16 protein-coding genes are annotated in these 17,078 nt (G+C 38.6%); all 16 read left to right on the top strand.

The genetic code is table 11. The features are described from left to right. Positions 1-14 precede the first annotated feature (14 nt). Entirely contained in the window at positions 15-746 is a 732-nt protein-coding gene (locus tag AC25Y1_RS09265; RefSeq protein ID WP_488147698.1) for an ABC transporter ATP-binding protein, read from the top strand. Positions 747-834: 88 nt separating this feature from the next. Next, positions 835-1,242, top strand: a complete 408-nt coding sequence (locus AC25Y1_RS09260; RefSeq protein ID WP_488147697.1) for a hypothetical protein — start codon at positions 835-837, stop codon at positions 1,240-1,242. A gap of 68 nt (positions 1,243-1,310) precedes the next feature. After that, positions 1,311-1,598, top strand: a complete 288-nt coding sequence (locus AC25Y1_RS09255; protein WP_488147696.1) for a YciI family protein — start codon at positions 1,311-1,313, stop codon at positions 1,596-1,598. An 18-nt stretch (positions 1,599-1,616) separates the two neighbouring features. Further along, positions 1,617-2,060, top strand: a complete 444-nt coding sequence (locus AC25Y1_RS09250) for a hypothetical protein (protein WP_488147695.1) — start codon at positions 1,617-1,619, stop codon at positions 2,058-2,060. 324 nt (positions 2,061-2,384) lie between these two features. Beyond that, positions 2,385-4,913, top strand: a complete 2,529-nt coding sequence (locus AC25Y1_RS09245) for a cation diffusion facilitator family transporter (protein WP_488147694.1) — start codon at positions 2,385-2,387, stop codon at positions 4,911-4,913. Between the two features lie 31 nt (positions 4,914-4,944). Continuing rightward, positions 4,945-5,640, top strand: a complete 696-nt coding sequence (locus AC25Y1_RS09240) for an ABC transporter ATP-binding protein (protein ID WP_488147693.1) — start codon at positions 4,945-4,947, stop codon at positions 5,638-5,640. A gap of 33 nt (positions 5,641-5,673) precedes the next feature. Next, entirely contained in the window at positions 5,674-6,939 is a 1,266-nt protein-coding gene (locus AC25Y1_RS09235) for a helix-turn-helix domain-containing protein (protein ID WP_488147692.1), read from the top strand. 316 nt (positions 6,940-7,255) lie between these two features. Continuing rightward, positions 7,256-7,711 carry an NUDIX hydrolase gene (locus AC25Y1_RS09230; RefSeq protein ID WP_488147691.1) on the top strand — a complete coding sequence of 152 codons (456 nt, stop codon included), beginning with the start codon at positions 7,256-7,258 and terminating at the stop codon, positions 7,709-7,711. Between the two features lie 27 nt (positions 7,712-7,738). Next, positions 7,739-8,134 carry a spore germination protein GerW family protein gene (locus AC25Y1_RS09225; RefSeq protein ID WP_488147690.1) on the top strand — a complete coding sequence of 132 codons (396 nt, stop codon included), beginning with the start codon at positions 7,739-7,741 and terminating at the stop codon, positions 8,132-8,134. Positions 8,135-8,145: 11 nt separating this feature from the next. Continuing rightward, complete coding sequence (locus AC25Y1_RS09220) at positions 8,146-9,153, top strand: phosphotransferase (protein ID WP_488147689.1); 1,008 nt, start codon at positions 8,146-8,148, stop codon at positions 9,151-9,153. Between the two features lie 37 nt (positions 9,154-9,190). Further along, complete coding sequence (locus AC25Y1_RS09215; protein WP_488147688.1) at positions 9,191-10,078, top strand: GNAT family N-acetyltransferase; 888 nt, start codon at positions 9,191-9,193, stop codon at positions 10,076-10,078. Continuing rightward, positions 10,069-11,424 (top strand): methyltransferase domain-containing protein, encoded by a 1,356-nt coding sequence (locus AC25Y1_RS09210; protein WP_488147687.1) that lies wholly within the window; start codon positions 10,069-10,071, stop codon positions 11,422-11,424. The genes AC25Y1_RS09215 and AC25Y1_RS09210 overlap by 10 nt, the downstream gene beginning before the upstream one ends. After that, entirely contained in the window at positions 11,421-14,012 is a 2,592-nt protein-coding gene (locus AC25Y1_RS09205; RefSeq protein WP_488147686.1) for a polynucleotide kinase-phosphatase, read from the top strand. Before AC25Y1_RS09210 ends, AC25Y1_RS09205 begins: the two co-directional genes overlap by 4 nt. A gap of 148 nt (positions 14,013-14,160) precedes the next feature. After that, the gene (locus tag AC25Y1_RS09200) at positions 14,161-15,363 is read left to right on the top strand and encodes a Bcr/CflA family multidrug efflux MFS transporter (protein WP_488147854.1); all 1,203 of its coding nucleotides are present in this window, start codon (positions 14,161-14,163) and stop codon (positions 15,361-15,363) included. Positions 15,364-15,753: 390 nt separating this feature from the next. Continuing rightward, positions 15,754-16,488: a DUF5694 domain-containing protein gene (locus AC25Y1_RS09195; protein WP_488147685.1), complete on the top strand. Its 735-nt coding sequence runs from the start codon at positions 15,754-15,756 to the stop codon at positions 16,486-16,488. A gap of 35 nt (positions 16,489-16,523) precedes the next feature. Then, positions 16,524-16,994 (top strand): NUDIX hydrolase, encoded by a 471-nt coding sequence (locus tag AC25Y1_RS09190; RefSeq protein ID WP_488147684.1) that lies wholly within the window; start codon positions 16,524-16,526, stop codon positions 16,992-16,994. Positions 16,995-17,078: the final 84 nt, after the last annotated feature.

Here is a 17,078-nt window from a genome sequence, read left to right as displayed (position 1 = left end):
CGGGGGAGATGCCATTGCTGAAAGTAGAAAATGTTTCAAAAACGTATCGGAGTAATGGCAAGCAGGTTCTCCACGATATCGATTTAACGGTTGGGGATGGGGAGATTGTCGGACTCGTCGGGGAAAGTGGCAGCGGGAAAAGTACGCTAGCACGAATAATTATGCAGTTGGAAAAACGGGATGCTGGATCCATTTCCTTGAATGAAGCCCCTGTGATAAAATCGAAAGTCTTTTACGAAAAGTGCCAACTCATTTTTCAAAACGCTTCAGCTGCGCTTAATCCATCGTGGACCGTTCACGAAACTCTACTGGAACCACTTCGTAACATGAAGGAAGACCGCGATACATATATCCTGAACATGCTTGGAAAAGTAAAACTGTCAAAAGAACATTTAAAGAAGCTACCATCTGAATTAAGCGGTGGGGAAAGACAACGAGTTAACTTGCTTAGATCGATTCTCGTTCGCCCTAAACTACTAATATGCGACGAAATCGTATCCAACCTAGACCGACTCATTCAAAAAGAGATTATTGACTTACTAATCGACATTAACCGAGAAACTGGCATGGCAATACTTTTCATAGCGCATGATTTAAAAGCGGTTACCTATATGTGTAATCGAATTTATGTCATGAAAAGTGGCGAGATTGTTGACGAAAGCTCGAAAGTGAATCAGGAATTTACCTTTTCACATCCGTACTCAACTAAACTATTTCGGGCAATGTTAGGCGCTAAATCAAATTAAATAGATATGCTGTAAAGTCTGGAGAATATTCTCTAGGCTTTTTTTGCTGTTCGGTTAGAATGAAGTTAAGACCGGGGGGGGCGAAAAAATGATGGATTACTTTGAGCGAATCCTAAGATTCAAAGATTTAGAAGTGTGGGATATTCGATTTGGAAATGATATATATCGAATGATTATTTTCGATGAAAATCGCCAAGCGGAAACTGATGATTTGAACTTACCTAATGGAACAGAAATTAGTGAGGATGAGTTAAGAACAAACTTGATAACTGTCAAAGTTTATTCGAAAAACAGGGTGAAAGATGAACATATTGAACCTTTAGATCAATTTGCCAAGCAGCTAACAGATCATGTTGCATTAGCGTATTGTCATGTGATTGTTACTTTTTATATTGATGTAATCGAGGATGTTTTAGATCATTTATTAATGGAAAAGTACAAAATGGAATATGACAAAACTCCTATGAGACAGATGTGGCATTTTAATCAAAATTAATTGTTAATAAAGGGTATAATTTTTAACTGAAAAATTATCCTGATAAGTAATTAAGGGGGCTTCACAAAATGAAATGCGTAATTCATTTCACGACTGCTAAAGCTTGGCTAGAAGGGCAACCACATTGGAAACAGGGACTTGTTCCACATCGGGAATATGTTAGAGAAGCTTTGGCGAAGGGGATTTTAATCGCAGGTGGTCCTTTTATGGATCATACGGGTGGGTTGATTATTCTAGAAGTGGAGACTTTGGAAGAAGCACAACGTTTTGCCGATAATGATCCTGCTGTAATTGAAGGAAAGTTTGAAGCAAAAGTCTATCCGTGGGAACCGCTAGAAGGTATCTTCAATGAATAAGAAGTTTGGAGGGAGTACATGAGAAATAGGCAATCCTTTTTTGTTGCACTCGTATTTCTGTTCGTCTGTACATCATTACTACCAAATAAGTCTTTGGCTAGCTGGGCCTATCCATTTGTCGTTTGGGATGGTTATGTCTATGTAATAAGCGATGAATTTGTGGAAGAAGTTGATGAGAAAATTGGGCGTGTAACGAAATACAGCGACAAGGAAGGAACCTATTCGGGTAACTTTTCAAACTTCTACAAAAAAGGAACTAACTATTATTCAATTAAAGGGGTTTCTACTGACGAAGCAATTGCTGTTGAAGACGAGGAAGGAAAGCATAAGAGAGCAGTAAGGGACGGCGAGTATGCGGGGAATAAAAGCTCCTTGGGCATAGGTGTTCCGATTATGGTTGTTGGGTTTATTGTACTTATAGTATTGTGGATATTACTAGCTCACCTTAATAAAAGAAAATGAAATTCTTATCAGATATAAGGATTCGAGATTAGCTATCTTGAATCCTTTTGTCTTGTCGGCAAAAAATGAAGATTTTTGGTGTTCTTTTCAAAACCAAGCAAAGGTATGGAAACAAAAAGAAACCTTTCTTGAAAATGTTTGTCTAATTACAAACATTGTTATATTTATTTCACTTAAACTACCAATTTTAACCGAACTTTTATAATCGTCGCAGTACATTGAATATTATGTGTGTAAGTGGTATTGTATGGGGACATTAGCACGAATGTAATATGAGTATTTTTTTGTCATTGAAACTATCTCAATAGGGTGAAGGGGGATTCCATGTTCAAACTGTACTCGCGTCAGATATTGCACGCTTTCCGCTCACATATCGCTACTGTAGTATTATTAGTTATCGTGCTTACACTCGTCCCAGTCGCCATTATGACTTTAGCGAAGGCGAATGAACAGGTACAGACTGATATCGTCGATTATTCACGTGGACACTATGATTTACTCGTTCGCCCGCATGAATCTTCTCCTATTGAAAAAACACTTGGTCTTGTGGAGGAAAACTACCTAGGTGTAGGTGATGGCGGAATTACGATACAAACATGGGAGGAAATAGCACAAGACGAACGGATTGAATTTGCTGCGCCAGTAGCCTCACTTGGTTTTTTTACAAAAATCGACCACACCTATCAATTACCGATACCCAATGGACCTGTTCGCTATACGATTAAAAACGAAACAAGCGACGGTCATTTTACCTATTTAGCAGCAGAGCCTCAAGTGGCATATTATTTATTCCCTTCATCAGAACCGTTTATAAACTTTGAATCATTTTATCCGAGGGAATTAATGAATGTTTTTAACACTTACAAATACCCTAGTTTGGAACTTCCCCCTTCCTATCACCCTATTGTCGCAATCGATCCACAGTCGGAAATGGCGTTAACTGGGATTGACTTTTCCATCTTGGAAAGTGACGATTTATCCCATTTAAATTTGTATCCTGATGAAGCAGAATACGTACCTTTACTAGATGTAACCGATTCACCGACGCCAATTAAAACAAAAATTAACATGGAATTACTTGATGTAACACTAGAAGAAATTGAGGACTTGAAACGTAAAGTTGGGGTTAGGGATGATTATTCACTGGGCGAAGTATCTTTTTTAGGCGATGAAGATAATCGTCTAAAAGTAGAAAAGTTTTTAGCAGAATTAAAAACTGTAGAAGAAGAGACTTATACAATTGATTTTACAAAATACTTAAGTCCTTTTGAAAATGATTGGTATATGGTAAATGAAGAGTTCGATGTTGTAATGGGCGAAGATTATGATATTAATCTCCATGGAGAGGTTGGACATAGTTCCGGTTTTCAAACCCAAAACATTTTTTATCGTGCTTCTTCCCTTCCCTATAAATTGGACGAAGGAGAATTATCTGTTCCTTTGCAAGACTGGGATAATGAAATACCTATTCACAGGTCAATTGAGGCAATTGAGCACCAGGCCTACGATGTTAGTGGAGATAATAGTGATCTCGTTTACTTTGCTCAGGTCGATCAAATATCTATTGGTGAAGCGGAAAAAAACTTAGCAGCAAGTCCTCTTGGAATTTACCAATTTGACTATGGACTTCATGAGGAAACTGGCGCCAGTCTTCAACCGACAAATCATCCTGGAGGTTTTTTGCCAATGCCTGCTCATGGACTTGTCCCCATCAAATGGGCTGAGCGGTTTAAGGGAAATGCCCCTATTGATGCAATCCGAGTGAAAGTAGCTGGAATTAGTGGATATACAGAAGAGGCTGCTACGAAAATTCGTGATGTGGCTGCACAAATTGAGACAAAAGGATTACATGTTGATATTATTGCTGGGGCATCGCATAAAGAAATGTCTGTAAATGTAGAAGAAATTGGGACAGTCATTCAACCGTGGACGACGTTAGGCGCTGCGGATAGAATTGTCAATAGTTGGAACCTTTTTGCGATTGTCATTGCGCTCTCATTTCTTGCTGTTTCAGTAATCGCAATGAGTGCTCGCTTTCGAACAATGGACGTTGAACAGATGGAGGAAAGGCTTCGGTTTGAAACCATCGGGTGGAAAGCATCTACAATTCGTCGTTTTTACCGTAATCAGTGGCTCGTACAAATGGTTTTAGGCATCAGTCTAAGTCTTCTAGTCTTATTACTATTTTTTAGTTTTGAAAACATTTTATGGATCGGATTTAGTGGGGCAATTCTTCTGTTATTTTTGATTAAACTGGTGGTTGATCGGTTTACCCAAAAATTAGCGGATCGAAATAATTCTTCACAACCACTTAAGTCATTTACATTAACAAACATTCGCTATTATCGATCGCATATAATGGCGGCTGGGCTGCAATTATTAATAGCTACAGGACTTCTGTCATTTATCATCACGTTTTCTGCCGTTACAATAAAGAGAATAACAGAAACAAACTTAGGTGAATACATTCATTGGCAAATGGATGGACAATACGTGGCATTAGTTGTCGGAATTATAGCACTGACGATATTTACATTAGTTGAATCGCTATTTCAATTATGGGAAGCTCGTCGTGATCAAATGGAATTTCTTTATTTAACAGGTTGGCATAACCGTGATATCACACGTTTTTTCCGAAAAGAAATCGTTATTTGGGTGAGTTTAATCATTCTAATTGGTACATCACTTAGTTTGTTATTTATCGTTAATCTAACGGGTTTTAGCGTATCGATGTTAATGATTTGTCTTGGGATGTCTTTTGCCTTTTTTCTTATTGTTGTATCCCTCTCGGAGTTGGCCTTGTATTTGATTATAAACAAAATGCGTCAGTCCTATAGCGTTAAATCAGTATGAGAATATAGACTTGTAGGAAAGGGTGATTGCTGTGGATGTTTCGATTAAATCATTAAGTAAAACGTATGAATCAAAACACGAAAAGAATTCAATTCTTGATCAGGTCACATTTCATGTGAAAAAAGGAGAATGGGCGAATATTATCGGTCCGTCCGGCTCGGGTAAAACAACCCTGCTGGAATGTATATCGGGTATTTTGCTTTCCGATGAAGGGGCACATATTGAAATTGGAAAGACTAAAATACAAGAGCTTAATGAAGCAGATAAACGTGAATTTCGTCGTGAAAATATCGGCTTTATTTATCAGGATTACAAACTATTTCCTGCCTATACAGCTTTACAAAACGTAATGCTTCCTGAATGGCCGTATCAAAAGGAAGCGGAATTGCGGATTCGTGCAGAGTTACTGTTAACCCAATTTAACTTGGAAGGTCGAAAGAACGCAGTCCCGAAAAACTTATCTGGAGGCGAAAAGCAACGTGTTGCAATTGCACGTGCACTTTTAAATAACCCATCGATCCTCCTTTGTGATGAACCGACCGGAAACTTAGATGAAGCCTCACGCAATCAAGTACTTGAAATATTAAAAGAATGTCAGGCGGAGGGTAAAACAATCCTGTTTGTTACACATGACCTTGAAATATTACGGTATGGTGATCGTACATTCGAAATAAAGGATGGTCAATTCATGGAAAGTGAAATTGAAGTAAACAGAGTGATGATATAGTAACTGTCAGCCTTTTCGAAGGGGGTTTGAGATTTGTATATCGGCAATAGAATTAAAAGAATTAGAACGAATAAAGGCTTGTCTCAAAATAAAGCTAGTCATGGAATTATCTCGCCCTCACATTACAGCAATATTGAAAATGACCGTTTCAAACCTTCTTCTGATGTACTACAATTACTAGCTAGAAGATTGGATGTTCCCGAGACTTATTTTCTAGAATTCAATATGGAAGATGAGGAGTTAGGGGAATTATTAAATGAGTGTGACGAGTACTTAAAGACGGGAAAATATGAGGAAATCAAACAATTAATAAGGTCAAATGAATCGAACTTTAAATATATATCTTCATTCCATCAAGAATTAAATTTTAATCTTTTAAAGTACTTAAAATTACATAAGTTTGCGAATATTCCCGAGGCGCAGGAGCATTTTTTAAGCAATATAGCTTATTTACAAATCCCGCTACAAGACCTAAGTCTAATCATGCTTGAAAAACACTATTATGCTTCTGGGCTATTTAATTACTATAAAAAAGAGTATGAAGTCAGTATCGATTTTTTTAAAAAGTTATTGGAGATAAATAAAGATGACTTTGTACAAGCAAAACTAACTTATAATATATCATTGGCGCATTATAGCCTATATCAATATGTAGAAGCACTTGAATATGCTCAAAAGGCAAAAAGGTTTTATATGGATCTTCACGATTGGAATAAGGCTGGAGACAGCTATAATCTAATTGCCGCTTTATTAATTGAAAGAAGTGAATATGCGAAAGCGAGAAAATACATCAATAAAGGTTTTAGTGTTTTAAGAGAACAATCCATGGATACACAGTCTAAGCTTTATCATAATCTTGCACTCGTCTATATAGAAGAAAAAAACTTTATAAAGGCACTTGAGATTATCAATACTGCTATAGAGTTAAAAGAAAAGATGAAAAGTGATGATATTTTTGTGTCATTAAGAATAAGGCTGAATATATTTTTGAAAACTGAAGACGTAAAAAGTTTTAATGACTATGTGAAGTATTCGAAAGAGCATGTCCAATCCGATACTGATATGGCCCACATACAACTCCTGAAGGCCAAAATGTATTATTTAGTAGAGGACTTTTATTCATATGAAAAGTTAATTAAACAAAGTATCAAAATGTTCCTAGGAGTTTCCAATCCAAAGTGGATAAAAGTTACTACGGAACATTTTGTGACCTATCTAGCAGAAAATAATAGATATAAGGAAGCATATGAATATCAGAAAATATGCTTGAAGTCATATAAAAGATTATATGAAGGGTAGGTTAAATGAATGAGAAATCATTTGGCGATAGTATTATTGATATTTAATATCACGATATCAGCAGTTTCGAGTGGGCCCCTTATTACCAACGATTCAAATGTCGGAAGACCCCATAAAACTGAACCAATTCCGGATAATAATATTACGGTTATAAACACTAACTATGCAGATTATATTGATGCCTAATTAGACGTTAAAGTGTGTTATAAATAAAAATCTTTTACCAAAAATGATACATTTTCATTTAATTAAAGGATTCTGAGGTGCAAATCTCGAATCCTTTTTTATTCGCAGAAATTTGAGGAGAGATAAAATAATGGGTTATGTTAGGGAATTACGTAAATTAGTTGGGAATCGACCGCTTATTTTACCGGGCGCGGTTGTGATTATGCTGAACGAACAAAATGAAATACTTCTGCAGCACAGATCAGACGGCGGCTGGGGATTACCGGGTGGGATTATGGAACTCGGAGAAAGTATGGAAGAAACGGCCAGGCGTGAAGTGCAAGAAGAAACAGGGCTTGTAGTAGGAGAATTAGAATTAATGGGTATTTTCTCAGGTGAAGACTTTTACCTTAAAGTCGCGAACGGTGATGAATTGTATTCTGTCACGGCTGTTTATGCAACACGGGATATCAAAGGTGAACTTGTCATAGATGGAGTTGAATCATTGGATCTTCGGTACTATCCGCTTGGTGAATTGCCGAAAGATCTTGCTTCCGGGTCTAGAAGTTATATTGAACCTTATTTGTCTAAATTAGAAGATTGGTAAATAACTTTTATAGGAGGAAATGAAGATATGGAGACAAATAGGATAGATGCTACTACAAATACAGCAACAATTAATCGTTCGCCCATTGGCGTGATTTTTGATAAATTTGCCAAATATAAGGATGTTTCATTGGTGTACGGTGAACCGATTGAACTTGAAAATAAAAAAGTGCTTCCTGTGGCGAAAGTCGATTATTATGTGGGTGGCGGCGGTGGTTATTCCGGAGAAAGTGAAAACTCTCCAGTTGCGCAAGGCGAAGGGGGCGGAGGATATATTTCTGTCAAACCGTTGGGGGTTTATGAGATTACATCCGACAATGTAAAATTTAAGCCTGTCGTTGACTTGAAATTTATTCTGACGATTATTACTTTATTTACGTTTGGATTAGCGCTTCTAATGAAAAAGAGTTCTAAGAAGAAATAGGAGGGGGAGTCATGACCTTCACAACAATTCAAGACAAGCCCCAAATAGAAATTGAGCGATTCATTCGAGAAGATATATTCGCAACGATGACTACTATTTTTGGAATTCGTATAGAGAGCTTTTGTGAAATTAAGTTAGGCTATATGAATTTGAAATGGAAGATTCAAACGAATATTGGTGATTTATTTGTAAAACAATACAATAAAACGCGTTATCCTGACAACATGATTAAGGGGTTGGAAACTTCTTTAAAACATCAAACATACCTTAACGAGAAAGGAATTCCTTGTCCAAGCTTAATGTCATATGAAGGGAAGTACGTTTTATTAACACCACATGGTGAACGTTTCGTAATCATGAGAATGTGTGACGGTGAAGTCATCAAGCCAGGAACAGCGAATGTCAAACAACTATTCCATCTTGGACAAATTGTCGGTAGAATGCACAAGATACTAAATGATTATCAACAGTCGAAGTTGCCTTTGCATTGGGATATTCTATCGAAGGAAAGTATGCTTGAAAGCTGGCAAAAAAGATGGAAGGAAGCCAACTCCATTGGTTGCGAAAGTACTGTTTTGGCTTTGGAAAAACAACTAAAGCTCATCGAGGACATTGACTTATCTATGTTTTCTCCATGCGAAACTGGATGGGCGCATTGGGATCTTTTCGCGGATAATATCTTATTCAAGAAGGACTCAGTTTCGGCTATTCTCGATTTTGACCGGATGCACTATGTATACCAAGAGTTTGATATTTCTAGACCCATTCTTTCTTGTTGTCTTTATGAGGGGGAAATGGATTTGGAGAAGGTTTCAGCTTTTGCCCAAGGTTATCGAGAAACCCAGCGCTTAAGTGCCGATAAAATTGTGAGGTCCATTAAGCTAACCTGGTGGAAAGAAGCGACTATGCTCGAAGTTGAAAAAGAGAATGATTCGATCCCGCTCAGAAGGTTTCAAGCAGAAAACAAATGGGTTGCCGACAATTGGAATCATTTACATGAATTGTTTTTCAATCTATGAAGTACATAAAAAATAGTAGTAAGGAAGCTGAAGCATTATGACGATAACAATTACACCGCCAATTGATATAGAAGAACTTGCCTCATTTTTAGCCGAGGTAAACAATGAATCAAGTCAACATATTGGCTACTGCGGTAGCGAAAAAGAATCGATTCTACATGACTTAATGCATGACTTTTCGGATTTGGATTTAGCGAACTCATTTGCAGTTGCGTATGAAGATAGCATTATTGTAGGCGCAATGGGATTGGACATTGATAAAGAGGATTTGAGCGCTGAGGTGTGGGGGCCATTTCTAAAAGATGAAAGCAAGTTATCCCTTGCAGAAAGTCTATTTAAACAGGTAATTTCCTATTCAGAAGTCCCGCAGAAACTATTCTTTTTTATTAATAAGGAAAACAAAATCGGTAAAGAATTTGTTTTGAACCTTGGTGGAATCGAAAAGGGTAATCATTATATCTTACAAGCAGAACGTGATGAGTTTGTTGAGACTTATCATAGAGAAATTGAAAAATACGATGTAGCCTTTGAAAATTCATTTTCGGAAATCCACGAAACGGAATTTCCAACTACATATTATAATGCGAAGAAGATCATAAGTCGTATAGATGAATATAATCAGTTATTGATTATAAAAAATGGTAGAATGGAAATTAAAGGGTATGTCTATGTAGAAGCTGAACCAGAGCAGGGGGAAGGTTCGATTGAATATGTTGCTGTTTCTGATAAGTTTAGAAAACAAGGGATAGGGACGAAGCTGATTCAGGCTGCTTTAAATCATCTATTTTCTTATGAATCAATTAAGGATATTACGCTGTCTGTTGAGAAAGAAAACGAAAAAGCGATTCATCTATATGAAGCTGCTGGGTTTAAGAAAAAGCATGAACTTATCGATTTGAGAATGGAGAGACCGACGTGCAATTAACGATTAAAGCCACGGGTGAAAACGTGAAAGTCATTTCACATTTACTTGCTAAAAATCCGAATAATATTTACGAGCGAAAAAACAAGGGGCACTTCATTCGCCTATTTTATAGTACCTTTACAGAGATGGAACTTGATGTGACGATTTTTGTAACGCCAGATCCGTTGGCGCTTATTAAACATTCATCGAATGCATATGATATTGTGCATTATATTAACGACCGTGAATTCGCGGTAAGTAGTATTTTTACGTCGCTTATCCGATCTGCATTGGGAACGGCTTTGAATGGTCAACCAAAAGAGGAATTCGTTGAATGGGTAAATATCCCCTTCTCATTTGAATTCAGTTTTGGTCCAGTGGTTTCGGATTTTTCGGATTCGAAAATTAGAAGTCTTTTTGAACCGCTTGGTTATCAAGTTGACATCGAATATGGTGAAACAGACTACTCATTTCAACTAAAAGCTAATAGTACAGCGCGTTTTTTAACGATTTCAGGGGAAGTGACACTCCAGAAAGCCCTTCAGCAATTATTTGTCCTTATTCCGGTTATGGATAACTATAAACATTATTTCATTGACGAAAGTGAAGTCGAAAAAATTCAGCGCTACGGAGAGGGATGGCTAGATACTCATCCTGAAAGAGAATTTATCATTCGAAAAGCGCTTCGGTTCAAAGAAATCTATAGCTTGATGGAAGAAAATGCTGAGATAGAAGAAGTGGATAAATTACCGAAATCACCGCGTCTGAATGATTTACGCTACGAAAAAATTATTAAAACAATAGACAATTTACCTGCAAAAAAATCAGTTGTCGATTTTGGTTCAGGTGAAGGGAAATTGGCTGAGAGGTTAGGGTTCGTAGACGGCGTCAAGGAAATACTAGCAGTCGAACCTTCTGAAAGAGAAACCCTGAAAGCTGTAAAGCGGTTTGAAAAGATTCAAGATAAAGAAGGATTTGTTGAGCCGACAACGATGTGGGGTTCGTTATTTTATTATGATGAAAGGCTTGAGAATAAAGACGTCATCATTTTATGTGAAGTGATTGAACATATCGACGAAGAACGGCTATTAAAAGCGATGCATCTAATCGTTGATGACTATAAACCCCAAGCCCTTATTATCACCACGCCAAACCAAGAATATAATGCGGTTTATGATATGACAGATGCGAAACGACATCTCGATCACCGGTTTGAATGGACAAGAGAAGAGTTTGAAAAGTCTTGCACGGATTGGAATCATTTAGGGAACTATACACTCGAATTTGAAGGCATCGGAGAAGCGCATGAAGTGTATGGCCATCCAACACAAATGTGCAAGTTTGTCAGGAAGGGGGATGCATCATGAAAATTACGATTCCTTATTCCGGGCTAGTGTTACTTGTCGGTGCTTCCAATAGCGGCAAATCAACGTTATTGAATAACTGGATTGATGAAGAAAAAATATTAGCTTCCGAAGTGATTAGTTCAGATGATTACAGGGAAATTGTTGGAGATACGAATTTTATCAGTTGGGCAAATCGGCCGAAAGATGAAGCGGATGGTCTTTACGATGAATACCAGGCCATTTCTGCTGAAGCTTTCAATATGATGGACAATGTTGTCGAGGCGAGATGCCGTTTAAATAAAGTAACGTTTATCGACGCGACTCATTTGCATCCCGATGACCGAAAGAAATACGTGAGACTGGCTGCGAAGCATAATGTCCCAGCGGTTGCGATTGTTTTGGATGTAGCACAAGAAGTCTTACTGGAACGCAATAGCGGGCGTGAAAATTCACGGGAAACGAGGCGCATAAAACAACAATTTCAAACACTCAAGCGGGAAAAGCGTTTTATCAAGAAAGACGGTTTTAAATCCATCTTTTTCACCGATTCAGTAGAAGAGATTGAGCTGGTAAGACGGGAAAATCCATTGATGATTGATGTTGGGAATGGGATCGATGTGATTGGTGATATTCACGGGTGCTTCGATGAGATGATCCAGCTTCTTCTTAAGCTTGGATATGCGAAGGATGAGGACGGTCTTTTTATTCACCCAGAAGGAAGGTCTTTTCTATCCCTTGGCGATGTGATGAGTCGAGGTCCAAAATCACTTGAGACAATGTTGTTTATGCAAAGGCATGTTGAACAGGGATTGGCATATATGATTGATAGCAATCACGGGTGGAAGGTTGCCAGATGGCTTGAAGGTCGTGACGTAACGATGAATCACGGGGATGAAAAAGTTGTTGCTGAATTTCTGGACTACGAAGCACGATACGGTGCAGAAAAAACGATTGAAACGAAGCAGTTGTTAAAGGACTTTCTTATGCAAGCACCGTCTCATTACGTAATCACGCAGAACGGGGTTCCGACTGCGATCTGTACGCATGCAGGTATTCGTGATAAGTATATCGGCAAGCAGTCAGCAAAAATACAGGATTTCTGCCGATATGGAGACACAGACGGATTTAATGAGGACGGCAAACCGGTTCGAAAAGATTGGACAATCCATCATGAAGGAAGTGCGGTAATTATTTGGGGACATGATCCAAAACCGCAACCACTTCTTATCAATAATACGATCAATATTGATCAAGGTGCTGTGTTTGGAGGGAAATTAACCGCTTATCGTTATCCCGAAAAAGAATTTACAATGGTGAAAGTAACCCATGATTATTCTGGCGCTGCAGATAATCCATTAATTAAATGGAAAGAAAAGCGACTAGATCCACCGAATATTGGTAAATTCATAAACGGATTTTCAGTCTCGACGGAACAACTAGGTGAAGTGAAAATTCATCCAGATATTGTGAAGCCAGCAATTGACACTGTTTCCCATTATACGGTTCCATTGGAGCAACTTGTTTATATTCCACCTACAATGAGCCCGACGCCTGCCACCTCATCGGAACCTGTTTATTTAGAGCATCCAAAAGAAGCAATTGCCTATTATCGAAGTCAAGGTATCCATACGATGATTGCTGAGAAAAAACATATGGGCAGTCGAGCGGTTTTATTGTTATTTAAAGATACAGAAACGGCGAAACGAACAATCGGTACATCGGTTTTGGGTGTTATTTATACGAGAACAGGAAGACGTTTCTTTGATAAAGGAAAAGAAACCGAAATTCTGTCGCGGTTAAATGATGAACTACAATCTAAAGGGTATTTTAAAAAATACGAGACCGACTATGTTCTATTAGATGCTGAAATCATGCCGTGGAATTTAAAGGCGAAGGATTTAATCAGCGAACAGTATGCCCATGTCTCAGAAAACGCTATTCTTGATCGGATGAAGTTAAAAGAGAAATTAGCATCCGCGGCAGAAAAAAGTGAGGACTTGAATCGATTTTTGGTAGAGGTCGACGAGAAACTGGAACACGCAAAAACGTTCAAAGAAGTGTTCCAAAAGTATTGTTGGGACGCTGAAGAAACAGTAGCTATTCAAATCGCACCGTTTCATGTGTTAGCGCATAGCAATCAAACATTTTTTGACAAGCCGCATGTATGGCATATGGAAATGAATAAAGAATTTGCGGAAGGCTCCTCTCTGTTTGTTCAGACAGCGTACAAGGTTATTACAGATGATAGTAGTGAACAGGAAGTGACTGCTTGGTGGCAAGAGATGACCGAGGACGGACACGAAGGAATCGTGATTAAGCCGGAGTTCTTCATTGCCCGAAGTAAAGGGAAACTACTCCAACCAGCCATCAAAGTTAGAGGTCGCAAGTATTTGAATATCATCTATGGGATGGATTACTTAATTCCTGAAAATCTTGTCCGATTGAAAAAGCGGAGCGCAGGAAAAAAACAAAAACTCGCGTTACGGGAATTTGCTTTAGGTGTCGAAGGCCTTCAAAGATTTGTGGGCGGTGAATCGCTAGAACGAGTCCATGAATGTGTGCTTGCCACGCTTGCGTTGGAATCAGATCCGGTTGATCCTCGTTTATAATGAAACAGCTGCGAACTCGATTGAGTCAGCAGCTGTTTGTACTTCTAGACTCTATCCAGCAAGGTATGTAGATGTTATAATGATGTACTTCTGTGCAGTATAGTGCATATTGAATAATTGAATGTAATAGAGAAAAGAGGTTATAACCCTGGAATCATCATTAAAAGGATCTAAGCGCCTACGGTTTGCCTTACTTCTTGGATCGTTGGCCGCGATGGGACCGTTAACAATCGATATGTATTTGCCATCATTTCCAACGATTGTTGAAGCTTTTGACACGACGGCTTCCTTTGTACAAGTGAGTTTAACTGCGAGTCTTTTAGGAATAGGGTTAGGACAACTTGTTCTTGGCCCGATGAGTGACGTGTATGGCCGGAAAAAGCCTCTGCTGTTTGCACTTATTGTCTATATTATTGCTTCGTTACTATGCGTTTTTTCACCGAGTATCGGATTTTTCATCGCAGCTCGGTTTATACAGGGATTTGCAGCCTCTGCTGGGATTGTTCTTTCAAGAGCGATTGTTCGTGACGTTTATAGCGGAAGGGAATTGACGAAGTTTTTCGCACTCCTCATGCTCATTAATAATTTAGTGCCAATTCTAGCGCCTGTCCTAGGTGGCGGCATTCTTGCGTTTACGGAATGGACGGGAATTTTTGCGGTATTGAGCGTCATTGGCATTGTACTATTTGCGGTCGTCATGTGGCGAATGGACGAGACATTATCGGAAGAATCGCGTGTACCTAGTAATCTATCGTCTACATTAAAAAACTTTCTGTCTTTACTGAAAAACCGTGAGTTTATGGGGTATGCGATGGCGCAAGGATTTATCATGGCAGGAATTTTTGCGTATGTTGCTGGAACACCTTTTGTTTACCAAAACATTTTCGAAGTTTCGCCCCAAATGTTTAGTTTGTTATTTGGAATGAATGGAATAGGGTTAATCATTGGCGCGCAAACAGTTGGGAGACTGACGGGCGTATTGACCGAAAAACAATTTTTAGAAATCGGTTTGCTACTGTCCATTACTTCAGGAACGGCGTTACTCATTGCAGTCTTGTTGAATGGACCGCTTCTATCTATTGTTATTCCGATTTTCTTTTTCGTTACGTCAATTGGCGTCATTTCCACGTCATCCTTTTCATTGGCAATGGAATCACAAGGGCATATTGCGGGAAGTGCATCGGCTTTACTCGGTTTACTGCCTTTTATTTTGGGCGCAATTACAGCACCGCTTGTCGGAGTTGCGGGTGAAGAAACGGCAATTCCAATGGGTGCGATCATCTTTGTATCGGCATTGATTGCTGTTTTGTCTTATTTTGGACTTGCACGGACTAAAAAGGAAGTAATATAAAATGTGGAACGCTGCTACTAAGCGCGTTTCACGTTTTTTTGATGTTTTGCTTAATATTTTGACAGGTGTATAGTCCCGACTTGCAAGCAAACGCGTTTGAGTGCAAGCAAATGCCTGATGAGTGCAACCAAACTCGACATAAGTGCAAGCAAACAAGCCGCGAGTGCAAGGAAATTGCTGTCGAGTGCAAGCAATTCCTAATTCCTATGTTACCTAAAATGAAGTCAGCCTCAAGTCGTAGATGAAAATCCATACTTCGCCTGTGGAGTGGAAAAGTATTCCACTATATGATGAATATACAAATAAATAAAAGTATTGGGACTACACCAAGGTGGAATGTGTGAAGAATACTTACGATTTTAATATCATTAGGATAAGGGGAGCGTTAATATGAAACCAGAAGTGATGATTGTTGGGGCGTATCATTTAGGAAGTACACCGGATTTAATTAGTATAGAACCCGATAACGATAGAGATGTAATGTTGCAAGCAAAGGAAGTTGTTAATGCACTAAGTCGGTTTAATCCAACAAAACTGGCTGTCGAAGCAGAATGTGACATGCAATCGATGGTCAATGAAAGTTACCAAAAGTATCAACGAGGTGAACTGCAACCAACAGAAAATGAAATAGAAATCATCGGTTTCCCTTTAGCCGAAAAATCGGACATCAGCGAAGTTTCTTGTGTTGATTGGGGGGGGGACGATAGTGAAAGTGCACCAATTGGCGATATTCTTCAGTATGCAGAAGAATATGAACCCGAACGCTATAAGAAACTCATGACAGCATACCTGGAACCGATGCAACGTGAGGCTGAAGAATGGTCTAGGCTCTCGATTCTAGAAGGCTATAAGCGTGTGAATGAAGTGGAAATGGTTGAAATGCTGCACCAATTTTACATGGAATTTGCGATGATTGGAAAAGCGAAAGATTATTACGCAATGGATTGGTTAACTTGGTGGTACAAACGAAATTTGATTCTATATACGAATATCAGAAGACTCATTACAAGTTCCAGGGATCGCGTACTGTTATTAATAGGCGGTAGCCACGTGCATCTGATTAAACAGTTTTTGGAGGAGTCCGGGGTGTGTACAGTGGTCGATGCGAATGAATACTTAAAGTAAAAAGGTGAACTGTTCTTTAAAGGGGGAGCATTAAATTGGGACAAGAACATCCAAAACATATTATCGCAGTTTCAGCCTATGTCACAAATGAAAAAGGGGAAGCTTTGCTAGTGAAAACCCATTGGCGATCAGATACATGGGAAGCGCCTGGTGGACAGGTGGAAGAAGGAGAACCGTTAGATAAAGCGGTCTGCAGGGAGATTTTTGAGGAGACTGGTATTGTTGTTCGACCTATAGGAATAACAGGTGTTTATTATAACGCAACTATGAATCTATTATCGGTTGTTTTTAAAGCTGATTATGTGAGCGGAGAAATCATCATACAGCCAGAAGAAATACAAGAAGCTAAATTTGTTGAGTTAACTGAACAAAATATTCACGATTATATAACCCGCCCACATATGAGATCCCGTACATTAGATGCTATGAAGGCGGAAAGTTTTGTGCCTTATGAAACATGGGAAGTTAAACCATATAATCTGCTTGGAAGGCTAGCGTGTAAATAAGTAGGCTACTCCTTTTTTTATCGTTAAATGATTTTCAAGTAAATAACGATAGGTGTATAGTCCCGACTTGCAAGCAAATACGTT

The organism is Sporosarcina sp. Y1009, from assembly GCF_057669865.1.
This window is presented reverse-complemented; position numbering and strand designations above follow the sequence as displayed.